This is a genomic window from Rhizobium sp. WYCCWR 11152 (assembly GCF_013087615.1).
Taxonomy (GTDB): domain Bacteria; phylum Pseudomonadota; class Alphaproteobacteria; order Rhizobiales; family Rhizobiaceae; genus Rhizobium; species Rhizobium indicum.
Genome location: NZ_JABFCP010000011.1, coordinates 517,840 through 540,209, shown reverse-complemented (window position 1 = coordinate 540,209; position 22,370 = coordinate 517,840). Strand labels below are relative to the sequence as shown.

Annotated in this window: 22 protein-coding genes and 1 pseudogene; 13 read left to right on the top strand and 10 right to left on the bottom strand. The window is 61.3% G+C overall.

The features are described 5' to 3' along the window. Positions 1-125: 125 nt before the first annotated feature. Entirely contained in the window at positions 126-1,187 is a 1,062-nt protein-coding gene (locus G9X67_RS24240) for a succinylglutamate desuccinylase/aspartoacylase family protein (RefSeq protein WP_138332216.1), read from the bottom strand. 103 nt (positions 1,188-1,290) lie between these two features. After that, positions 1,291-1,891: pseudogene (locus G9X67_RS24235) on the bottom strand (2'-5' RNA ligase family protein). Between the two features lie 272 nt (positions 1,892-2,163). Here G9X67_RS24235 and G9X67_RS24230 point away from each other — a divergent pair. Continuing rightward, positions 2,164-2,727, top strand: coding sequence for a methylated-DNA--[protein]-cysteine S-methyltransferase (locus G9X67_RS24230; RefSeq protein ID WP_138332217.1), 564 nt, complete (start codon positions 2,164-2,166; stop codon positions 2,725-2,727). A 33-nt stretch (positions 2,728-2,760) separates the two neighbouring features. Here the strand turns inward: G9X67_RS24230 and G9X67_RS24225 are convergent, their stop codons facing one another. After that, positions 2,761-3,495 (bottom strand): SDR family oxidoreductase, encoded by a 735-nt coding sequence (locus G9X67_RS24225; protein ID WP_138388406.1) that lies wholly within the window; start codon positions 3,493-3,495, stop codon positions 2,761-2,763. 141 nt (positions 3,496-3,636) lie between these two features. Continuing rightward, complete coding sequence (locus tag G9X67_RS24220) at positions 3,637-4,011, bottom strand: Atu4866 domain-containing protein (protein WP_171599874.1); 375 nt, start codon at positions 4,009-4,011, stop codon at positions 3,637-3,639. A gap of 105 nt (positions 4,012-4,116) precedes the next feature. Here G9X67_RS24220 and G9X67_RS24215 point away from each other — a divergent pair, with 105 nt between their 5' ends. Continuing rightward, the gene (locus tag G9X67_RS24215) at positions 4,117-5,013 is read left to right on the top strand and encodes a LysR family transcriptional regulator (RefSeq protein WP_171599873.1); all 897 of its coding nucleotides are present in this window, start codon (positions 4,117-4,119) and stop codon (positions 5,011-5,013) included. A gap of 46 nt (positions 5,014-5,059) precedes the next feature. On the opposite strand, the gene G9X67_RS24210 is transcribed toward G9X67_RS24215, so the two are convergent. Then, positions 5,060-5,584, bottom strand: coding sequence for a hypothetical protein (locus G9X67_RS24210; protein ID WP_171599872.1), 525 nt, complete (start codon positions 5,582-5,584; stop codon positions 5,060-5,062). 78 nt (positions 5,585-5,662) lie between these two features. On the opposite strand from G9X67_RS24210, the gene G9X67_RS24205 reads away from it, so the two are divergent. From G9X67_RS24205 to G9X67_RS24195, 3 genes are all read left to right on the top strand, one after another. Continuing rightward, positions 5,663-6,607, top strand: a complete 945-nt coding sequence (locus G9X67_RS24205) for a LysR family transcriptional regulator (protein ID WP_171599871.1) — start codon at positions 5,663-5,665, stop codon at positions 6,605-6,607. 166 nt (positions 6,608-6,773) lie between these two features. Continuing rightward, positions 6,774-7,625 (top strand): helix-turn-helix domain-containing protein, encoded by an 852-nt coding sequence (locus G9X67_RS24200; RefSeq protein ID WP_138332221.1) that lies wholly within the window; start codon positions 6,774-6,776, stop codon positions 7,623-7,625. A 38-nt stretch (positions 7,626-7,663) separates the two neighbouring features. Next, complete coding sequence (locus tag G9X67_RS24195) at positions 7,664-8,209, top strand: YbhB/YbcL family Raf kinase inhibitor-like protein (protein WP_138332222.1); 546 nt, start codon at positions 7,664-7,666, stop codon at positions 8,207-8,209. A 106-nt stretch (positions 8,210-8,315) separates the two neighbouring features. On the opposite strand, the gene G9X67_RS24190 is transcribed toward G9X67_RS24195, so the two are convergent. Beyond that, the gene (locus tag G9X67_RS24190) at positions 8,316-8,786 is read right to left on the bottom strand and encodes a GNAT family protein (protein WP_210258965.1); all 471 of its coding nucleotides are present in this window, start codon (positions 8,784-8,786) and stop codon (positions 8,316-8,318) included. Between the two features lie 309 nt (positions 8,787-9,095). Here G9X67_RS24190 and G9X67_RS24185 point away from each other — a divergent pair, with 309 nt between their 5' ends. Next, on the top strand, positions 9,096-9,977 hold the full coding sequence (locus tag G9X67_RS24185; RefSeq protein ID WP_171599870.1) for an AraC family transcriptional regulator: 882 nt from the start codon (positions 9,096-9,098) through the stop codon (positions 9,975-9,977). Between the two features lie 212 nt (positions 9,978-10,189). Beyond that, complete coding sequence (locus G9X67_RS24180; protein ID WP_138388401.1) at positions 10,190-10,720, top strand: dihydrofolate reductase family protein; 531 nt, start codon at positions 10,190-10,192, stop codon at positions 10,718-10,720. A gap of 207 nt (positions 10,721-10,927) precedes the next feature. Here G9X67_RS24180 and G9X67_RS24175 read toward each other — a convergent pair whose 3' ends face one another. Then, complete coding sequence (locus G9X67_RS24175; protein WP_171599869.1) at positions 10,928-13,792, bottom strand: winged helix-turn-helix domain-containing protein; 2,865 nt, start codon at positions 13,790-13,792, stop codon at positions 10,928-10,930. Between the two features lie 280 nt (positions 13,793-14,072). Here G9X67_RS24175 and G9X67_RS24170 point away from each other — a divergent pair, with 280 nt between their 5' ends. The 6 genes from G9X67_RS24170 (at position 14,073) to G9X67_RS24145 (ending at position 19,471) form a co-directional block, all read left to right on the top strand. Then, positions 14,073-14,504, top strand: coding sequence for a heme-binding protein (locus G9X67_RS24170; RefSeq protein WP_171599868.1), 432 nt, complete (start codon positions 14,073-14,075; stop codon positions 14,502-14,504). Between the two features lie 11 nt (positions 14,505-14,515). Then, positions 14,516-15,571: an NAD(P)-dependent alcohol dehydrogenase gene (locus G9X67_RS24165; protein ID WP_171599867.1), complete on the top strand. Its 1,056-nt coding sequence runs from the start codon at positions 14,516-14,518 to the stop codon at positions 15,569-15,571. A gap of 121 nt (positions 15,572-15,692) precedes the next feature. Next, complete coding sequence (locus G9X67_RS24160) at positions 15,693-16,376, top strand: DJ-1/PfpI family protein (protein ID WP_171599866.1); 684 nt, start codon at positions 15,693-15,695, stop codon at positions 16,374-16,376. 109 nt (positions 16,377-16,485) lie between these two features. Further along, on the top strand, positions 16,486-16,785 hold the full coding sequence (locus tag G9X67_RS24155; protein ID WP_018485256.1) for a putative quinol monooxygenase: 300 nt from the start codon (positions 16,486-16,488) through the stop codon (positions 16,783-16,785). Between the two features lie 25 nt (positions 16,786-16,810). Then, positions 16,811-18,187 (top strand): aldehyde dehydrogenase family protein, encoded by a 1,377-nt coding sequence (locus G9X67_RS24150; RefSeq protein ID WP_171599865.1) that lies wholly within the window; start codon positions 16,811-16,813, stop codon positions 18,185-18,187. A gap of 57 nt (positions 18,188-18,244) precedes the next feature. Further along, a complete protein-coding gene (locus tag G9X67_RS24145) occupies positions 18,245-19,471 on the top strand; it encodes an MFS transporter (RefSeq protein WP_171599864.1) in 1,227 nt (408 codons plus the stop codon). 132 nt (positions 19,472-19,603) lie between these two features. On the opposite strand, the gene guaA is transcribed toward G9X67_RS24145, so the two are convergent. From guaA to G9X67_RS24130, 3 genes are all read right to left on the bottom strand, one after another. Further along, positions 19,604-21,166 (bottom strand): glutamine-hydrolyzing GMP synthase, encoded by a 1,563-nt coding sequence (gene guaA / locus G9X67_RS24140; protein WP_017962899.1) that lies wholly within the window; start codon positions 21,164-21,166, stop codon positions 19,604-19,606. 92 nt (positions 21,167-21,258) lie between these two features. Then, complete coding sequence (locus G9X67_RS24135; protein ID WP_138332231.1) at positions 21,259-21,897, bottom strand: 5'-methylthioadenosine/S-adenosylhomocysteine nucleosidase; 639 nt, start codon at positions 21,895-21,897, stop codon at positions 21,259-21,261. After that, positions 21,894-22,343 carry a PaaI family thioesterase gene (locus G9X67_RS24130; RefSeq protein ID WP_003544704.1) on the bottom strand — a complete coding sequence of 150 codons (450 nt, stop codon included), beginning with the start codon at positions 22,341-22,343 and terminating at the stop codon, positions 21,894-21,896. The genes G9X67_RS24135 and G9X67_RS24130 overlap by 4 nt, the downstream gene beginning before the upstream one ends. Positions 22,344-22,370 lie beyond the last annotated feature (27 nt).

Sequence of the window (22,370 nt, the reverse complement as noted above, 5' to 3'; positions counted from 1 at the left end):
CATGCACGAAGGCCGGCGCAAACGCCGTGCGACGTTTTATCCCCGAGCGCGTTGGCGAGCATGGTAACAGCTCCGGATTGATTGGCATCTCAGGCAGCGATCAACGCCGGCAGAGCCGTCGCGGCTCAATTCTCCAGCGTGCCGGCCTTGCGGGAAGCCTTGCTGGGTTCGTCGCAGGCGATCTTCATCAGGTCGCCGCGCCGCCGCACCAGCCGGTCGGAGGTCCGGGTCAGGATCAGCCCGTCCTGCGGCGCGGTGAGCTCGATGCTGCCGCCCGGCTGCCCCGGCCGGGTGACGATCGTCACTAGGCGGTCACCTTCCGCAATCCTCTCGCCGATATCGCGGTGGAAGAGCACGGCGCCGCCTTCTGGCGTGCGGATGATCTCGACATTGTCGAGCGGCACGGCCGGACCGGAAAATGCCGTTGCCGCCGGCTTTTCGTCGCCAACGATCCCCCGTGTTGCGAGGAAGTGCCAGAGGCCGTCCGCATCCTTTTTCGCCAGCATCGGATCGACATCGCGCTTGCCGCGCAGCTCGACGGTGACGGAGAGTTTGCCGGGCAGCCGGGGCCGGCGTTCGCCTGGAACTTCATATTTCCACGCAAAGCCGACGGCCTCCTCGAAGGCCGAGCTTTCGCCATCCGAAAGCAGCACGGCCTCCATGTCTAGCGCGGCGGCGAGATCGGCCGCCTCCGGCCAAAAGGCCTCGTCGATATAGGCATATTGTAGGGATTCGTCGTCGCAATGAAGGTCGAGCACGAGATCAGCCCCAAGCGCCATATGCAGCAGCTGCCGCTTCAATCTGTCGGTAGCCGGGTAATCATCAAGATCCTCGATCAGCGTCGCGCGATCGACAATGGAGATCAGCGGAAAATCCCGGTTGAAATTGGTGCGTGAGCCCAAATCGAAACGACCCTGCAGCTCGCCAAAATGCGATTGCGCCGCACCGATCGGATTGGCCTGCGGCACGATGGTGATGTCGCCGGCGATCCCGCCTTGGCTTTCCGCCTGCCGCAGCCGCTCGCAGAGGAAATGCAGCAGCACCGTTCCAGGCAGCTCGCCGGCATGCAGAGCCGCCTGGATATAGGTCTTCGGCGCCTTCGGATCGCGGCCCTTAAAGCGCAGCACCGGCAACCGCCACTCCGTTCCCGGCGTATCTCCAGGGATGATGATCTCTGAAACGTCCATGCTGATTTCGCTCCCCGTTTGCACCAATGCCGGAACAGGCTTTCGGAGCTTTATGCGCGGAAATCAGGCAAGCGCAAGCCGAGATCCGCGGATCTCGCTTTCCTCAGCCGAGCAACGGCCAGCGATCGATGATCCGATGTTCGGTTTTTCCGAGAACACTGTGGATGAGCAGGAATTCGGACGCCGTCCATGAAACGGGTGTGTTGAGGGGTCGCCGGTGGCACGGCTTTGCGGTCGTAGAGCAGTGTCATGTGCGGCTTGAAATTGCCGCCAATATTGTGGGGAAATCCGGCATTGTGCATGCTGACGCCAAGTTGGACACGCAGTCGGGTGAGCGGTTTCCGTCCGCCTTCGCCGCAAAGCACAAGCGCTCGGGCCTGCGGGAATCGCATGATCCGATCGAAGCTCATTGCGATCGGGGCACTCTCGACTGCGGCGCCGGCCTGTAGCGCTGCGAAGACCACATCCTCCGGCAGCCTCGCATAGTCGCCGACCCAGATGATCGTTACATGCAATGTCGTCAGCCGCGGCTTGCCGGAAAGGGAGAAGGCTCGACAATAGTCATGGGCGATCGACGCCGCCTGCTCCTCGATGGCGTCAGGAGGATAGAGGGCGAAGAAAAGTCGGTGTTTAGCATCGTGAGTCTTGCCCGGCCGTCCGCGCCTTTTTTTGTCGTCTCCGAAGTCGAGGAGCATCTGATTCATAGAATTTCAGGTCGTCATGACCCTCCTCGTCGTCTCCAAAAAGCAAGCAGGATATTCCCGAAAGAAAGAAAAACAAGAACTAAAAGAGAACATAATCTCCCAATATGCTGGCCGTCGAACTAATCAGATCATCACCCCCGGGGCCGGATGGAATGTACGTTTCCTGGGGGGATCGCGATCTTTCCCGAAAGCCCGGCGCGCGCAAGAAACGGGTTGAAACAGCGGCCGTCCCATACGATTTTGAGGGTCATCGAAAACGCGGAGGCTGTGTCATGGCTGAGACAACGCACCACTATCTCATCTTCGAAACCGCGGGCGGTTTCTGCGGCATTGCCTGGGGCGATGCCGGCATCACCCGCTTCCAACTGCCGACCAAAGCAGCAGAAGCGACCGAACGGCTCTTGCTGCGCCGCCTGCCGGATGCCGAAGCCGGCATGCCGACGCCTGCTGTGCTGGAGACGGTCGCGGCGGTGAAACGCTATTTCCAGGGTGAGGAGACGGATTTTTCCGGCGTCGAACTCGATCTTGCCGGCCAGGATGCCTTCTTCCGGGATATTTATGCGGCGGCAAGGCGCGTCGGCTGGGGCCGCACCACCACTTACGGCGCGCTGGCGAAGGAGCTCGGCGTCGGGCCGGAAGCCGCCCGCGACGTCGGCCAGGCAATGGCGAAGAACCCTGTCGCTCTGATCATCCCCTGCCACCGCGTACTCGCGGCCGGCGGCAAGATCGGCGGCTTCTCGGCGCCCGGCGGGTCGTCATCGAAGGCCCGCATGCTGGAGCTCGAAGGCGTCAACCTTGCACCGCCGCCGCCCGCCCAGCAGTCGCTGGGTTTTTAGGCGGCGGCGATCTCTAACAGCAGCGTTCGCCGCTCAATGCGGGCTGGCTGTCGGCCGGATGATGATCTCGCTGACATCGACATCATCAGGCTGGCTGACGGCGTAGAGGATCGAATTGGCGATGGCCTCGGGGCTGATGGTGATCGCCCTGAAAGCCTTCATCGCGTCCCGCGCCGTCGGATCGGTGATGGTGTCGGCCAGTTCCGATGTCGTCGTGCCGGGCGAGATGACGGTCACGCGGATACGATCGGTCTCCTGCCGCAATCCGTCCGAGATCGCCCGCACCGCGAATTTCGTCGCGCAATAGACAGCCGCCGTCGGCGAGACGCTGTGGCCGCCGATCGAAGACAGGTTGATGATCTGCCCTGATCCCTGCGCCTTCATGATCGGAAGCGCCGCCGCGATGCCGTAGAGAACGCCCTTGATGTTGACGTCGACCATCCGGTTCCACTCATCGACCTTGAGAGCCTCGAGCGGCGAGAGCGGCATGACGCCGGCATTGTTGATGATGACGTCCAGCCGGCCGAATTCGGAGCGGGCAAAGCCTGCAAAGGCCTCCACCTGGGACCGGTCGGTGACATCAAGCTGTCGCAGGCGCACCGTCCCGCCGTTTGCGGCGATTTCGCCGGCGAGTTCCTCCAGGCGCTCGGTGCGGCGGGCGCCGATCACGATATGGGCGCCTGCGGCAGCCAGCATCTTTGCCGCGGCCTCTCCGATACCGCTGCTGGCGCCGGTGATGGCAATTACTTTTCCTTTGATATCAGACATTTCAAGCTCCATTATACGCCGCTCGCCTGGCGATGCGGCTGAGGGTTTTTGGTGGTCAGGTGGGAAAATCGGCGCTGAGCGTCGTCTCCACCCAGGCATCGAAATTTGCGCGTAGCGCATCGTTGCCTTTCAGGCGGCACATCATTTGCGCCGAAGCACCATGCCGCCATGATGGAGGGTGTTGCCGTCGACGAAATCGCCGTCGGCCGTGAAACCCGTGTCATCCCAATATTCGATGTGGCTTCCGGTGACTTCGTAGCGTCCCCGGTAGGCGCTTTCCCGGCTGCCACGGGCTTCGTCGTAGCGGCCATTGGTCAGAAGTTCGTGGCGGACGCGGCCATCATCCGTAACCCACATGCCGACATAGGGATGTTGCTGCATTCTGTTCTCGCTTGCTTGTTGTTGCTGAGTTTCTCGGTCGTTCACGGTGTCGGCGGCGGACGAACTAGTCGCCGCGCCACCCAGGGTGACCACCGAGAGAAACTGCAGGAGGGGGCTTTTGAAAATCCTTCGCATTGCCTTGCCTTTCGAAGCCTTCGTTGACCTCGACTGAAAGATAGTACGGAGAACATGAGTGATTAAGTTGCCAATCCAGGATGACTTGGTTAGAAGTGCTAACCAATGGTCGACGATCTCGAAGGTATTTCAGTTTTTCTTGCGGTAGCGGAGGCGCGCAACTTCCGGCTCGCCGGCGAGCGGCTTGGCGTCACCCGCTCCGCCGTCAGCCAGGCCCTGCAGCGCCTCGAGGATCGGGTCGGCGTCGCCCTGGTCCAGCGCACGACGCGCAGCGTCAGCCTGACCGAAGCCGGCGAAGTGTTCTTCGACGCGGTTCGCCCATCGGTCCGCCAGGTCAAGGATGCGATGCAGACGGTGCGGGAAATGCAGGCGCGCCCGAGCGGCCTGCTGAGGATCACCGTTTCCTCGATCGCCGAGAACTTCCTCTCCGGCACCTTGCTGGCCGGCTTCATGGAAGCCTGCCCTGACATCAAACTCGATATCACCATCACCGATGACGAATTCGATATCGTCGAGGCCGGCTTCGACGCCGGTGTCCGCCTGGGCGAAGTGATCGAGCAGGACATGATCGCGATTTCAGTCTCCGAAGAGCAGCGACAATGCGCCGCCGCATCCCGCAGCTATCTCGAGCGCCGCGGCCATCCCCGCCATCCCCGCGAACTGCAGGATCATGCCTGCATCGGATGGCGGCCACGCCCGGATACGGCGCCCTATCGCTGGGAATTCACCGAAAACGACCGCGACTTCGACGTCTCGGTCGATCCCGCCGTCACCACCAACGACATGGGAATGATGATCCGCATGGCCTGCGCGGGAGCCGGCATCACCTTCGGCATGGTGGAAACCTTCCAACCCTATATCGACCGCGGAGAACTCGTGCCGCTGCTGGAGGATTTCTGTCCGCCCTTCCTGGGTTTCTATCTCTACTACCCCAGGCGCCAGCGGCAGCCGCTGAAGCTGCGCGCATTGGTCGATTATGTCCGCAGATTTGACGGGCGCTAGAGTTGCGATCTTCGATCGGAAGGTGCGACGCCTGAGATGGCGGAGGTTAAGGTACTGCCGCCTCGCCAGTGACGGCCTGGGTTGCCTTGGGCTGAGGACGCAGCAGCAGATAGAATGCGAAGACGTGGCTGATCATCAGCAGGGGCACGTAAATGATCGGGATCGCGTATGCGGCGCCCAATTCCCCCGCCTGCGCCGGCAGGCCGGCCTGGATCGCGTGATAGTAGTCGAGGACTAGGTCGCCCATTCCCACCAGATTGAAGGCGACGACGAATAGCCAGAAGACTGGGCGTATCCTGATCGTGATGAGCGCTAGCATGGCAAGCAGCCCGGCCGCGAGGTCGCCATAGGCGGCGAAGGTTGCGAAGCTGGCGGGCAGGTTGGGGCCGACGACGCCTGGGAGAAGGAAGACGAGCCCGAAGAAGCGGAAGCCGTGCAGAGTGGCGATGGCGCGGTGCGCCTTGACCCTGTCCATCGATTTGAGCCGGGGCAGAATATACGCACCGAAGCAAAGCAGCCACGCGACATAGCCTAGCACGAGATGGGTCTGAAAGATCGATTCCGTCGACATCGGGGCACTCCTGATTTGTGGGGTCTAGATGTACGGCCGCTTCCCGCGATCGACTATTGGCGATAATATCGATGCGGTATGAAGCAGAACTTCACAGTCAGGCAAGGCGCGCTCGACGGCGTTGAGGCGTTTCTGAGCGTTGCCCATCACCGTAGTTTTCGCAGAGCGGCCGCGGAACTCGGGGTAACTCCATCGGCAATCAGCCAGGCTGTCCGCGCTCTTGAGGAGCGTGTCGGCGCAGTACTCTTCATCCGCACCACGCGCAGCGTCGGCCTGACTGAAGCCGGCGAGCGGTTCCTTCTGCGTGCAAAGCCCGCCTTCGAGGAACTGGTCGCCGCAAGCGAGGTTGCGCGTGAGCTCGGCCAGAGACCGGCCGGGCTATTGCGTCTCACGGTGCCGCCAGCAGTGGTGCCGATCCTGCTGGAGCCACTGATCGCATCCTTCTGCCAGTCCTTTCCCGAGATCGAGGTGGAGGTCGCCGTAAATGAGGGACTGGTCGATATCGCTGCCGAGGGATTTGACGCCGGTATCCGGCTCGGCCAGTTCATCGCAGCCGATATGGTCGCGGTCCGGCTGACGCCGTCCTTCCCGCTGGTGGTCGTTGGCAGTCACGAATATTTGCAGCGGAGAGGGCGGCCCGAGCGTATCGACGATTTGCGTCAACATGCTTGCATCCGCATGCGCCGCTCGAACGGCTCAATCGCGCCGTGGTCGTTTGTCAGCGGCAAAAAGCCGATCGAGGCGGTTGTCTCCGGGCCGCTGATCGCCCATGATTTTCTCACGATGCTGGGGGCGGCCATCGAAGATATGGGACTTGCGCAAGTGCCGGAGCCAATCGCCGGCGGACCCGTGAAGGCGGGAAAACTCGTCCGCGTCCTGGAGGCTTTCGCACCGATGGCGCCGGGTGTGTTCCTCTATTATCCCAGCCGTCATCAAGTGATGCCGAAGCTGCGGGCCTTTATCGATCACGTGAAAGGCCGGGCGGACGCTGGCGACAAGACCCGAATTCACATCGATGACTAAATGACGCTCAAGATTGCCCATCACACGCGGTTTTGCTATTCCCGATCTTCAAGGGATCGGTGGTGGCGAGGCGGGCGTCTTCATGCCGGTTCTACCGGTCATAGCTCCATTATCACGGCCTGGCGGCCGGAGCCCCACGATCATCCATCCTGTTGCCGGAGAACATATGCTCGACGACGTCTTTCCCGTTCCGGCCAGTTTGATCCGTCAGGGTGGGCGGGCCTGTTTTTTTCGTCTCGTCAATACCAGCCCCCTGTTGATACAGGTGCAATCGGGAACGAAGATTGTCATGGCAGATGACAAGGCTTTGCGCCTCGAGGCGGGCGCCTATGGCTTGCTGCCCGACTACAGACCGTTGACGATGGAGAACATTCCCAAGGCGCCGCAGAAGTATCAGACCCTGGCGCTCCCTGTTCCGCGACAGCTCTTCGAGGAAGCCTATACCAGGATGGGATCGATCGCCGTTCCATCGAGGCCTGTCCCGGCAGGCACCTCGAACCTGCCGGAGGAAGCCGCGGCATTGTTTGACTATTGCTGTCAGCCCGGCAATCTGACGAGGCTTCCCGGCGTCATTGCCAAGGCTCGTTTGATGGAGCTGATCACCTGGTTTGCGCTCGGCGGAGCGGTGCTGGGCCAATGCCAAAGTCCTCGGCTCGAGGACCGACTGCGGCAGATGATCGAAAGTGATACGGCCTTTGACTGGACGCTGGGGCACGCGGCGCGCTCGTTCAACATGAGCGAAGCGACACTCAGGCGCAAGCTCGCCGCCGAAAGTACCGGCTTCAGTGAGATCTTGAGCGATACAAGAATGAATCGCGCCTTGGGGCTCATCCAGACGACAACCCTGCCGATGGCGCAGATTGCGCTTGAGGTCGGTTACGACTCCCCTTCTCAATTCGCAGCGCGGTTCAAAGAGCGGTTCGGCGTCAATCCACGCCATGTGCGGGGCGGGGCCGAGCGTTTTGAGCGGATCGGGGTAGAAGTTGAGCATCGCGGGGCAGATGCACTTGCTCGGTGACGATAGTTTTCCGGCATTATCAACCGCAGGAAAACAGCATGCGTTTCATCACAGCAGTACTTCTCGCTACCTCCGTCTTCGGCGCGACGGCCGCACAGGCCGAAATGAAGCTCACCTCGAAGGATCTGGCTGCCGGCAAGGCGATGGCCGATGCGCAGGTCTTCAACAGCTTCGGCTGCTCGGGCAAGAACATCTCGCCGGAACTGACCTGGTCGGGTGCGCCTGAGGCGACCAAGAGCTTCGCCATCATGGCCTACGATCCGGATGCTCCCACCGGCTCGGGCTGGTGGCATTGGTCGGTGTTCAACATTCCCGCAGATACCGCGGAGATTGCCACCGGCGCCAGCGGTGACAAGACGCTTCCGGCAGGCGCCGTCGAAGGTCACACGGATTTTGGCATGTCCGGATATGGCGGGGCATGCCCGCCGGCCGGCGATCAGCCGCACCACTACCAGTTTACCGTCTACGCGCTCTCGGTGGACAAGCTGCCGCTTCCCGAGACTGCGCCGGCCGCCATGGTTGGCTTCTATGTCAGGGCCAATACGCTCGCCAAGGCCTCCGTCGAGGTCACTTACGGCCGCTGAAGCCGGCTTCGGATCCGCAGTCGTCATTTCCCTCATGACAACGGCCGGCCGAGGTGATTGAACCTCGGTCGGCCGGTTCCTGTTTGGGGTTCCCTGGCCTGCAAACCTAAACGGTCATTGCTTCCCAGCAGATCAACGGACCGTCTTCGGCATCGATACGCTCGCCGATACGGATAAAGCCATTGCGCTCAAGAACGCGCTGGGACGCGATGTTGTCGACCCCGGTCTCCGCAGAGACCAGGGCTACGCGAGGGTCGTTCCGCGCCCACCGAAGCAACTGCCCTATGGCCCGCGTGGTGCATCCCCGACCTTGGCGGGTAGGCGCAACGCCATAGCCGATATGGATCTTTCCATCCTGGGGAACCTTGATGACAGAGCAAAGGCCGACGATCTCGTCATCCTCCACGATCATCCAGGCCGACGGCGAAAATTCCGCGCCGATGTCAGCCGCGAGGCGGCTCAACATCGCCAGTACTTCAGGAGGCGCAATGGCGCTGTCTTGGACAAGGCGCAGATGACGTGGCGCGATGCCCTTCAGCAGCGCGTCAAAATCATGAGACGTTAGTTCGATAATCATAGTCTTCTCGACATTCGATATGCGCCAGCATTGGCGCCCTAAAGGCCGAGCGATAGAGCGAGGATCAGCTCTCGGTCACGATGCCGAGCGCCTTTATCCCTACCGCCGCAGCCGGTGAGTTCTGGATCGTTGCGACGGCAAACAAAGGCATTCTCCTATAAGAAGGAAATGCGAATAACAGTGCCGGGCGAGGATCGCAAGATGCTCCGATCGGGCGGCTCGCCGGCTGATCCATGCCAAACCGCAAGATCGGTCGAGCGCTGCGTTGCCTGAGGGATCTAGTTTGAGCTGCCACGGAGACCAGAACGAATGACCGCAGCGCTTCGGAACTATCACGAGCGGATGCAGCGAGTGCTGGATTATATCGACCAGCACCTCGATGACGATCTCGATCTTGACGTTTTGAGCAGTGTCGCAGCCTTCTCGAAGTTTCATTTCCACCGGCAGTTTACGGCGACCTTCGGATTGTCAGTGCATCGCTATATCCAGCTTGCCCGCATGAAGCGCGCTTCATACCGGCTGGTCTACAGGGACGAAGAACGCGTCACTGATATAGCGATGGATGCCGGTTACGACGCACCGGATGCCTTCGCCCGCGCCTTTCGGCAACGGTTCGGGCAATCGCCTTCGTCGTTCCGGAAGTCTCCCGACTGGGAGCCGTGGCTTGCCGCCTTCGGGCCTCTCGACAATGCAAGGAGCAAGCTCATGCAGAAGACTTTTACCACTGACGACGTGAAGATTCGCAATGTGCCCACCACGCCGGTGGCGATCATGGAGCATCGGGGCGACCCGGCCACGCTCGGCGCCACCATCCAGCGGTTCATCGCCTGGCGCAAGGCCGCTGGCCTGCACCCCAGGACAAGTCCGACCTTCAATGTCTGGCGTTCAGAGCGGCGTCCTCAGTCGCCTGCCGATTATAGCGTGGACCTTTGTGTCGGGACCGATCAAGCGATCGAGGCGAATGGCGAGGAGATCAAAGCCGGCGAGATCCCTGGCGGACGCTGCGCGGTGCTGCGTGTCGTCGGCAACACCGACAATCTGGAGCCCGCCGCGCTCTACCTTTATCGCGACTGGCTTCCGGCCAGCGGCGAGGAAGTGCGCGACTTCCCGATCTATTGCCAGCGGCTGAGCTTCTTCCCGGAGGTGGCGGAGCATGAGGCGGTGGCGGAGCTGTTTCTGCCGCTGAAATAGCGTCCTCTGACGGCGGCTTGTCCATGCTGATCGCTGGTAGCGGACAGGTCGTTGTCCACCTCAGGCCGGCCGGTTGGCGACCATCAGCTCGCGGATCTATGTGCGCTTCAAAAACCAATTGTGATATAAAACCAGTTGAGCTAACTTCCAACCGATTGCATAATGCAAGCAGGTCTGCGCGCGGATATGCCGTTTTAGGAAAGGAAGTGAAGATGGCTAAGCTTGTGTTCGGAATGAACCAGTCGCTGGACGGCTACGTCGATCATATGGCGTTTGCACCAAGCCCGACACTCTTCCGCCACTTCATCGAAGAGGCTCAGCGGCAGGCGGGCAGTGTGTACGGTCGCCAGATGTATGAGGTCATGCGTTACTGGGACGACGAACATCCTGAATGGGATGCAGAGCGACAGGCCTTCGCGGCGGCGTGGCGGAACCAGCCGAAATGGGTCGTCTCGCGCTCGTTGAAGTCGGTCGGTCCCAACGCCATGCTTGTTGGGGAAGATCTTGCGGCCGCGATCCGCGCGCTGAAGGCAGAACGCGACGGGGAGATCGAAGTTGCCGGCCCCAATTTGGCGCAAAGCCTCACCGAACTTGGCCTGATTGATGAGTATCGAATCTACCTGCACCCCGTCGTGCTCGGTCACGGCAAGCCATATTTCGCCGGACCCCGGCCGCCGCTCCGCCTGATGGCTCATGACCGGATTGGCGAGGATGTGATCAGGTTGACCTACGTTCCGGCTTGATCTCGGGATTCGCCAGATGAAAATCGCCGCGGAAGTCTGGTCTTGGTGCGGCCATCCCCCATGACGCCGACGGTCTGGACGGGAAGCCCTTTCGCGCCGCCGGCAGACGCGATCAGCGTCGTTTTCGACACCCGACATGTCACCCTCCTCTTCATCCTCCAAAGAAGCATTGGGCGGCGGCCCCAATCACGATTTGAGGTGGGCAGATTAAGAGCTGCCCCGTGAGATCATCTGACCAACCTCCAGCTGGTCGCGCGCCGCGACCACATCGGCGGTATGCAAGCCGCTTTCGAAGCGTTGGTACACGGAGGCCAAGTGACTTAGCGTGATATCACCATGTCCAGTTTGCAGCGCGAGTTTGGCCTGTTGGGTCGCAGCGCGCAATTCGAGGGTTAGAGCGCCGCTTCGCTGCGCCACCCGCACCGCCGTGGCCAAATTTTCCGCGGCGGAAAGGACATCACCTTCGCGCCACCGCGTCAGGCCAATGACGCGGAACAACTCTGAGCGACACCAAACCTCGTCCCGCTCCAGACAATCGCTGGCTTCTGCCGCGACGGCGCGCGCGACATCGAGACGATTATGGGACAGAGCGGCGTCCGCGAGCATTGCGAGGTTCATTGCGAAATGAATCCGCAGATTGCGGCTCCTGAGTCCGCCGATAGCGTCACGCATTCTGTCTACCGCCTGCGCGTCACGGCCAGCGGTGTCGATGGCAGCCCGATAGAATCGAATAAGGGGGGGCCAAATGTCCAGCTGACAGATTTGGTACTGCGCTTCCAGCCGCGTCAACTGGTCCTGCGCCACATCAAGAAGGCCACACCAAAGCGATACAGAAAGTCCCCCCACCGCCAACGCATGCATGTGCGAGACGGGATGGCCGATCGTCGTTGCGGCCGAAATGCATTCCTGCGCCACATCGAAGGCCTCCCGATGCTCGCCGACTACCCACAGCATCGGCGCGAGATAGGACCGTATTCCGACGAAGCGATCGAGTTGAAACCTCGACGTCTGCGAGCGATAGGCGACCGTGGAATGACTGTGTGCCAACGCCTTGAGGCCCGCGACCGAAGTCTCGATATCGCCGCAGTAGAAACGGTTGACCAATTCCAGTCTCGTGACATCGGGCACCGCCGAGTGACCTCCTTCCTGGTTGAGGAGGCCGCGGAGTTCGGACAGGGCGGACAGGACTTGGCGATGATTTCCGGCGAATGTCTTCGCGCCGGCCCAGCCCATCGTCGTTCGCAACCGGTACTCGACATTCCCGGTTTCGTCGGCAAGGGTCCTCGCTTCACGCCACGCCGCTTCAATCTCCGGTCCACGATCATCGCCGAAATTGAGATTGAGGGCGTGCGCCGACACGAGTTTCAATCTGAGCACAACATCGTCCATAGCCAGACCATTGAGCCCCTCCACCACTTCAGCCACGCGCGTTCGGGTCTCTGAGAGGGAGGACAACTCGTTCCACAGTGGAATGGCGGCTGCGGTCAGCCGGATGCCGAGTTCCCTGTTGTGTCCATCACGCCACGCCCAATCGATGGCTCGGTGGAGATCATTTCCCCAACGGCCGTAACGTGCGGTCCAGTCTTCGCGCGCTCGCCAGTTCCACTCGACTTCGCCTTGTTCGAACACAGCCAGCAGGTAGTGCGTGTAGCTCGCCATCGCCGCCTGCTCTTCGCCGCTCGCGCGAAGGCGTTCGCTGGCGAAGCTGCGCGTGCTGTCAAGGAGGCGATAGTATCGGTGTCCGCTATGATAGCTGACAGACGACAACGATCTGGCGGCAAGGCTCTCCAGCCATGCCCCGACATCCTCTGCCGACCCGAGATGGCCGCAGACGCCGACAACATCGTTCAGCGTGAAAGTTCCACTAAATAGTGACAGATGATGCAGCAGACATGCTTCGCGCACGGGAAGTAACCTATAGCTCCAGTCCAGCATCGCCGTCAGCGTCATATGCCGAGGCGCCGCCGCGTTCCCCTGCAACACAAACGCATCGAAGGCATTCTCCAACAGGTCGGCCAGCTTGGCGGGCCCATCGGTGGACAGCCGCGGCGCCGCCAATTCTATCGCCAGCGCGATACCATCGAGGCGACGGCTGATGGCCGCGAGCGAAGAGGCGTCCGCATCGTCGAGCCGATATCCCTGCGTCACCGCGCGCTGTACCAGCAATTCTACGGCCGAAAAGCCTAACGCCGCCGCCGCGTCCAGCTCGCTCCCCGCGGGCGGAAAGCGAAGCGGCGCGAGACGATAGACCGACTCCCGCCTGCACCGGAGTGGCTCCCGACTCGTCGTGACGACGAGAAGCCTCGGAAGCGCGTGATTGAGGTGGTCTGCAACCGTCGCCGCGGCGTTCAACACATGTTCGCAATTGTCGAGCACCAGCAACAATTCACGGTCGCGCAACATTTCGACAAGACCTGCCAGGATATTGACGAGATTGCTGTTCAGGCCACACGCAAAGGCAATTGCCGGCGCTACCAGCTGCGGAGAATCGATCGCCGCAAGATCGACGAAGCAGACGCCGTCCTTCAAGCTCTCACCGACCCGCCATGCGGTGGCGACTGCTACGCTCGTCTTGCCGACGCCGGGCGGGCCGACAATTGTAAGCAGCCTGGTCTCGGCAAGCGCGCCGGCGAGGTCGGCCATAGCCTCGTCGCGCCCGATCAGCGCCGGTGGGGCCGGCAATTCCCCTGTAATGCCTCTGACCGCGTCGGAAAGAGCTGCCTCGTCAGCACCACCGAGGACGCGCAGTGGCGCGACGAACCGATAGCCGCGGCCCGGCACGGTTGCGATGCAAGTTAGGTCGGGCTCAACCTGCGCCAGAGCGCGCCGCAACACTGCGATGTTGACCTTGAGGTTGCTCTCATCGACGAAAACGTTCGGCCAGGCTGCGCGAAAGAGCTTGTCCTTACTGACAACGATACCAGACCGGCGCACGAGCGCATGAAGTAGATCGATCGCACGGGATCCGACACGGATTGGAACATCGCGATGAAGCAACAACTGGCGAGCGGGAATGAAGCGGCAGTCGCCGAAACAATAGGTTGTTACGTTGGCCTCTTCCAATTCTTCCATTGTAGCTCCCTTTGCTGCGACGACACGGACTCAAGCTCGGGCATGGCCGAGGTAATCTCCACGGCTGCATTAAATTTACCTTTTTTAACCGGCGCCGTCAGCGCCTCGATGCTATTTACGTTCCCAAGCCAACTTGAGAAAAGGCTGAACCGGTTGGTCCGGGCGCAAGTCGGTCGGCAGGAAAACATTCAGGCATTTGCGCGCTCTACCTCCGGTGGCCATTCCCGGTAGCGCTCGTGTCGGACTGACAGAGCGGAAACCGGATCGAAGGAACGGCCGCATGCCTCGCACGCTCAACACACTGACGCTGTCGGATGCGAAGCAGATGCTGCAGGCCGGCGAGGCCAAGGCAGCCAACCTCGGCATCCCCTATAATATCGCGGTGGTCGATGCCGGAGGCGCGCTGATCGCATTCACCCGCCAGGACGGTGCGCTCGCCGGGAGCATCGATCTTGCGATCAGTAAGGCGAAGACAGCGCGCATGTTCGACAAGACGACGGAATATCTTGCCGAGCTCGCTCAGCCGGGCGCACCGCTGTTCGGGATCGAACAGAGCAATGGTGGCAATGTCGTGATCTTCGGCGGTGGTCTGCCGGTAAAGTACGACGACCAGATCATCGGCGCGGTCGGCACGAGCGCCGGTTCGGTCGAGCAAGACATCGCGGTCGCCATGGCGGCAGCAGAAGCAATTTCACCAAACGCGAAACCGTAGGGAGACTTGCGATGAAAGCAGCGCGCATCTTGGAGTATAAAAAGGCCCTGGTTCTCGAGGATATACCGGTCCCCGATATTCAGCCCGACGAGGTGCTGGTGAAGGTTGCCGCCTGCGGTATGTGCCGGTCGGATGTGTTGCTGATCGACGGCTTCTTCCAGGGCTATGGCAATATCCCCCCACCGGTCATTCCCGGCCATGAAATTACGGGCACGATCGAGAAAATCGGCAGCGTCGTGCCAAAGGTTGCTGGTATCGAGGAAGGCGATCACGTGGTGGTCGCACCCGGTTGGGGCGACGGTGTCTGCCGCCATTGCATGGTCGGCGATACGCACATCTGTCCCAATGTCCGCTGGCCCGGCTTCGGCCGCGATGGTGGCTTCGCGGAATATATCCCGGTACCGGCACGCTATGTGATTAAGGTGCCGAAACACCTGAAGTTCGAGCAGCTTGCGCCGCTGACCGACGCCGGGCTGACGCCCTACCGCGGCCTCAAGAAAATCCGTAACGCCGGTGGCCTCGGCCCGGATCGGGTGATCGGTGTGTTCGGCATCGGTGGGCTCGGAGCATACGCCGTCCAATATGCCAAATTGCTTGGCGCCGGCGGTCCGGTGGTCGCGGTCGCCCGCAATGAAGAAAAGTTGCAGGTGGCCAAGAAATATGGCGCGGATCATATCATCGCCATAGAAGGCAAGTCCTCCGAGGACGTTGGCAAGGAGCTCAAGAAAGCCACTGGCCAGGACAAGTTCGATGCGATCATCGATTGCGCCGGCGCGACCGAGATGATGCAGCTCGCCTTCTCGCGGTTGGCGATCAGCGGCCACTATGCCGATGTCGGGTTCATCGGCGATCGCATCGATATCCCGTTGTTCCCCCGCGTGTCGGGTGAGCAGACTTTTCACGGATCGTTCTGGGGCAACAACGCGGATCTCACCGAGGTAATGGCGCTCGCGGCCGAAGGCAAAATCCAGCACACGATCAAGACGATCTCCTTCGACGACATCAACGAATATATCGACCTGATGCGCGACAATAAAATCGTTGGGCGTGCCGTCGTGACGTTCTGACAGCGTGAGGGCGCAACGAGACCGGATTACTGCCGCGCCAAGTATCCCGCGCCCGAAGTGACTTCATGTCCGAATGAAACCCAATATTTGAACGCATCATAATTTATTCAAGGAGAAGATTGTGACTCAACATGTCCTGTTCATCGTCACCAACGCAGCCGTGATCGGTCCGCACAATCGCAAGACCGGCTTCTTTTTCGCCGAGGTCGCTCATCCTTTCGACGTGCTCGACAAGGCGGGGATCGCCGTAGAGTTCGCGTCTCCCGCTGGCGGATGGACGCCCTACGACGCGTACGACGAGAAAGACCCCGCCCAAAAAGAGTTTCTCGAAAGCAAGGCCTTTCGTCGCCTGAATCATAGCCGAAAGTTGTCCGAAGTGGACGCTGCGGACTACGACGCCATCCTGGTGCCCGGTGGCCTCGGCCCCATGGTCGACATCCAGCGTAACGCGGATGTCCAGAGGGCCATCGTGCGCGCCTGGACCACCGGAAAGCTCGTAACCGCTGTTTGTCACGGTCCGTGCGCGTTGCTCAGCGTCGACCTCGGTGATGGCACGCCGTTCGTGCGCGGCAAGAAGCTTACGTCGTTCTCGAAGAAGGAAGAATACGACTACGCCCGCGATGACGTGCCTTACGAACTTGAGGATGCGTTAAGGGCGGAGGGTGCCGAGTACTCCTCTGCATCCAACTGGGAACCTCACGTCGTCGTTGATGGCCGCCTTATCACCGGCCAGAACCCCGCCTCGGCGGGAGCGCTGGGAAAAGAACTGGTCGCCGCCCTCAAACGGGCTGCCGTTCCGGCGTGAATTGATGAGATGCAGGCTGAAACATTCGGGCGTGCCCCCCATACCGCGACCGCGCTCGCCCCGCCCGCTCAAACGAGTGCACTTGCGCATTTTATCGGGAGCCTATCGCATGACTCAATCGCCGGCCAAGATCACTGCCGTCCTTACTGCTCACCCCGGCAAAGCCGCCGACCTGCGATCACTGCTTGTTGGCATGGCACCGCTTTGCAGAGCCGAACCCGGCAATCTGCGCTGGGATGTCTGGCGCGACCAGGCCGTTCCCGAGCGCTACGTTCTGGATGAGCTCTATCGCGACGGTGAGGCGGTGGAGGCGCATCGCCGGACGCCGCACTACCAGGATTATCTGGCGCGCATTCCTTCGCTGGCAGAGCGGTCGGCGCTGGTACTCGAGGCGGTAGCCGTGTCGTAGTTCTGTCGAGGATCGGAGAACATCCATGCTTGAAGTGGTGCAAGCCTTTGATCGGAAACACATCGCCGATCTGTCGACGGACGATGCCGCGGCCTTGGAATCGAAGCTCGAGACTGCGCGCGCACGCTTTCTGAATCGCAACGACTGGCTTGCGCCGCATGAACGGATGGCAGTGCTGCGGAGACTAGCAGACCTTGTCGCGCTGCAGCGCGAGGTCTTCGCCAAGCGCATTGCATGCGAAGGCGGCAAGCCCTACACCGACGCGCTCGTCGAGACCGACCGCGCGATCGACGGCATTCGGAATGCTGCCGACGTGCTGCGGACCCGCGGTGGCGTCGAGATCCCGATGGGCCTTACGCAGGCAAGTGACAATCGACGTGCCTGGACCATTCAGGAGCCGATCGGTGTCGTGGCCGCCATTTCCGCCTTCAATCACCCGCTCAATCTCATCGTCCATCAGGTGGCACCGGCGATTGCAACCGGCTGCCCCGTCATCATCAAGCCGGCAGCAGCTACGCCGCTTTGTTGTCTCGAACTGGTCAAGCTGGTTCATCAGGCCGGGATGCCGGAGGGCTGGGTGCAGGCCTTTCTTCCCGAAAGTCGCATTCTGTCAAGCGCGTTTGCGAGCGATGCGCGCATCGCGTTCCTGAGCTTCATCGGGTCAGCGGAAGTGGGCTGGCGCCTGCGCGCAAACCTGGCTCCCGGCACCCGTTGCGCCCTTGAGCATGGCGGCGTCGCACCCGTCATTGTCGACCGGAGTGCCAAACTCGACGAGATCATCGAACCCCTTGCCAAAGGCGGCTATTATCATGCTGGCCAGGTATGCGTGTCCGTCCAGCGCATTTATGTACACGCCGAACTCAAGGAGGCTTTCATCGAGCGGTTCGCCGCGCGGGTCGACCAACTCCGTGTCGGCGATCCCACCCGCGCCGAAACAGAGGTCGGCCCCCTGATCACGCCTGACGAAGCCACGCGGGTCGAGACGTGGATCGATGAAGCCTCAACGGCAGGAGCCCGTCGGATCGGCGGCGGACGCCTGAGCGATACCACGCTCAGGCCGGCCATACTCGTCGATCCACCGCGCGACACCAAGGTCTCGACGCATGAGATTTTCGGGCCTGTCACCTGCGTTTACGGATATGACGAGGTCGAGGATGCGATTGCTGCCGCAAATTCCCTGCCGGTAGCATTTCAAGCCAGCATTTTCACACGCGATCTGGATGTCGCGTTCAACGCGGCCGAAAAGCTCGACGCTTCGGCGGTGATGGTGAACGATCACAGCGCGTTCCGCACCGACTGGATGCCTTTTGCCGGCCGGCGCGAATCCGGTTACGGCGTTGGCGGCATTCCCTTTACGGCGCGCGAAATGACCGCGGAGAAGATGATCGTCTTCAAGCGCTAGCGCCGGCGCATCTTCTAAAATTATGCCTCGTGCACCCACCGGATTGGAGATCGGTCGATGTTTGGAAAGGCCTACGAAGCACAATGCCAGGCAACGAAGTTTGCCCCGTCCAGTGCTCACCATGAGAGCCAGGCGCTGGCTCTTTTCTCGCTTGCACTGGGCAGTTTCTGTATCGGAACGTCAGAATTCGCCAGCATGGGCATCATACAATTATATGCCGAAGACTTCGGCATCGATATTCCAACGGCGACGAATGCGATTACCGGATATGCTTTCGGCGTCGTCCTTGGCGCGCCGCTCGCCACGCTTGTCGCGGCCAGACTCAATCGTCGGACTTTGCTGCTGTGTCTGATGGCGCTATGGGTAATTGGAAACGTCCTCTCATCGATGGCGAGCAATATCGGCCTGTTTGCGGCCGCCCGGTTCATAAGCGGCGTGCCGCAAGGCGCCTATTTTGGAGCGGGAGCGGTTGTCGCGGCCTATTTCTTCGGCGCAGACCGCGCCGGAAAGGCTTTCGCGCTGGTCATGACCGGACTGACGATCGCAACGATCTTCGGTTCGCCCTTGGCAACCTTCCTTGGTCAGACGCTCGGGTGGCGGAACACCTATCTCGCCATGGCCGCGCTCGGCGCAGTCGCGTTTCTTGCGCTGTTCCTGTTCGTGCCGCGCACGGAAGCCCTTAACGGAGGCTCGGTCCTCCATGAGTTATCCGGGCTTCGTCGATGGAATGTTTGGGCAATGATCTTCGTTGCGGCGCTCGGAATATCAAGCATTTTTGCGGTCTATGCCTTTATCGGACCATTGGTGACCGATGTGGTGCAGCTCGATCAATCCGCGATCCCCCTTGCGCTTGGTGTCTTTGGCGTTGGCATGACGGTCGGCAACGCAGTCGGTGGTCAGCTCGCAGACACTTTTGCGTTTCGCGGCCTCATCCTTGGATACGGGATAACGCTGATCCTCCTTGTTATCTTGTCGAGCTTTGGGACGAACGCATGGGTTTTCATGCCCTGCCTCTTCGGCGTGGGTGCTGCTATGATGGCGGCGATTCCAACCATTCAGGTGCGGATGACGCATTTTGCACCGGAAGCCCCGACACTGATGGGGGCGATGAACCTGGCCGCTCTCAATGTGGCGAATGCTCTTGGGGCTTGGGGCGGTGGACTGGTCATCGCTGCGGGATACAGCGTCCTCTTTTCACCGCTTGCCGGATTTGTGCTGACCGCTGCAGGGCTGCTCGTCTATTTCATCGCGCTTCCGCGAAGCGCTTCGGTCGTGCAGGCTTAGACGCGCAAAAAACCAGGCACTGGCCGAAGCTGCGAGATCCAACATCACCAAGCGAGAGCGAGGAACAATGGGAATGGCAGCCGATGGGCAGCGCAAACTGCCGTCGAAACTAAGCCACGATTGCCGTTTCGCTCACTCCCACTCGATCGTGCCGGGCGGCTTGCTCGTCACATCATAAACGACGCGGTTGATGCCGCGCACCTCGTTGATGATGCGGGTGGCGGCGCGGCCGAGGAATTCCATGTCGTAGTGGTAGAAGTCCGCCGTCATGCCGTCGACGGAGGTGACGGCGCGCAGCGCGCAGACGAATTCATAGGTGCGCCCGTCGCCCATGACGCCGACGGTCTGGACGGGGAGCAGCACGGCGAAGGCCTGCCATATGGCGTCGTAGAGGCCGGCTTTGCGGATTTCGTCGAGATAGATCGCATCGGCTTCGCGCAGGATCTCCAGCTTTTCGCGGGTGATGCCGCCGGGGCAGCGGATCGCCAGGCCGGGGCCTGGGAAGGGGTGGCGGCCGATGAAGCTGTCGGGCAGGCCGAGTTCGCGGCCGAGCGCGCGCACCTCGTCCTTGAAGAGCTCGCGCAGCGGCTCGACAAGCTGCATCTTCATGCGCTCCGGCAGGCCGCCGACATTGTGGTGCGACTTGATCGTCACCGACGGGCCGCCGGTGAAGGAAACGCTCTCGATCACGTCGGGATAGAGCGTGCCCTGGCCGAGGAAATCGGCGCCGCCGAGCTTCTTTGCCTCTTCCTCGAAGGTCTCGATGAACAGCCGGCCGATGATCTTGCGCTTGGTTTCCGGGTCGCTGACGCCTTCGAGTTCGCCGATGAAGCGGTCGGCGGCATCGACATGCAAGAGATGCAGATTGTAGTGCTCGCGGAACATGGCGACGACGCCGGCCGCCTCGTCCTTGCGCATCAGCCCGTGGTCAACGAGGATGCAGGTCAGCTGGTCGCCGACGGCCTCGTGGATCAGGAGAGCCGCGACGGAACTGTCGACGCCGCCCGAAAGCGCGCAGATGACGCGCTTGTCGCCCACCTGCGCGCGGATCTGCTCGACCGCCTTCTGGCGATAGGCCGACATCGACCAGTCACCCTTGATGCCGGCAATGTTGTGAATGAAATTGCCGATCAGCTTGGCGCCGTCCGGCGTATGCACGACTTCCGGGTGGAACTGCACGCCGTAATATTTACGCTTCTCGTCGGCGATGAAGGCGTAAGGCGCGTTGGAGGAGGTGGCGACCACTTCGAAACCATCCGGCAGCGCGGTGACGCGGTCGCCATGGCTCATCCAGACCTGATGGCGCGAGCCGGAGGACCAGAGGCCCTCGAACAGCTGGCAGTCCCTGTCGACCTCGAGGAAGGCGCGGCCGAATTCGCGGTGATGGCCGCTCTCGACCTTGCCGCCGAGCTGCATGCACATCGTCTGCTGGCCATAGCAGATGCCGAACACCGGCAGACCGCTGTCGAAGATGATCTGGGGCGCTCGCGGCGATCCCTCGTCCACCGTGGAAGCCGGGCTGCCGGACAGGATCACGGCCTTCGGCTGCAGGCGGTGGAAGCCCTCTTCGGCCGATTGGAAGGGAACGATCTCGCAATAGACGCCGGCCTCGCGCACGCGTCGTGCGATGAGCTGGGTCACCTGGCTGCCGAAATCGACGATGAGAACGGAGTCGGGATGTGCTGTCTGGGTCATGGCGAGGCTTTAATGAAAAGCGCCTCGCCTTGCAATCCGGGAAATCGGCGGCATCAGGTTTTTATTGTTCCAATTGTCCCGCATTCAGGGGCTCAGAACCAGAAAACCCCGTCCTCCAGCGCCGTGAACAGGCTGTCGACGCCGTAAGAGAGCTTGCGGTCGACGATGTGCAGATATTCGGTCCAGCCCGAAATATGCTGTAGCTCGACGGCGCCGTCGGAAATGCCGCGAAGGCCGATCAGCGGCAGCTTGTAACCCTGGCAGGCGCGCAGCACCGCATAGGTCTCCATATCGACCATGTCGGCGTCGATATTGGTATAGGCGGCGCCCGAAATGATGTTGCCGCCGGTGGAAAGGCTTGCTTCGGCAATGCCGGGAATGCGCAGCGGCAGATCGAGCGTTGCCGGCAGGTCTAGAAAGGGTGTCTTGCCCTTTTCGAAGCCGAGCGGCGAGGCGTCCATGTCGCGGTAGGAAACCGAGGTCACCTGATAGATTTCGGTCTGCTCCAGTTTCGCGGAGCCGGCCGAGCCGAGGGACACGACGAGATCGGGCAGGTCGTCGACGGCATCCAGCCGCGCCAATGTTTTGCTCAGCGCGATGGCCGCCTCGACCGGGCCGACGCCGGTCATCAAAGGTTCGATGCGCGAACGCAGGAAGGGACCGTATTCGGCCTCCGCCGCCATGACGAAAAGGATGGATTTCCCCGCGACCGATTTCAGTTCGAACTTCATCCCGTAATGCCCTCTCTACCGCGGATCACCATCATCGTTCCGGTCATGGAGGCAATGAGTTTCGCCGGCCCGTCGCTGATCGCGTAGCCTCGTCCGTCGGCGACGATGATGGTGGAGCCGGGTTTGGTGATTTCCCCGCGAAACAGGAAACGATCGCCCCGCCCCGGCGACATGAGATTGACCTTGAACTCGATAGTCAGGATCGAGGCTTCCGGGTCGATAACGCTATAGGCGGCAAAGCCGCAGGCCGAATCGAGCGCCGCGGAAATGATGCCCGCATGCAGGATGCCGTGCTGCTGTGTCAGTTTGACGTCGAAGGGAAGCTCGATCTCGACGACGCCGTGCTCGACGCGCGTCAGCTCTGCGCCGATCGTTTCCATCGCCGCCTGGCGCGCAAAATTGCGGCGGATTCGCGCGCGGAAATCGCCCCTGTCAGTCTCGCTCATGTCTGCCCCTCTTGCAGCCGCGAAAGT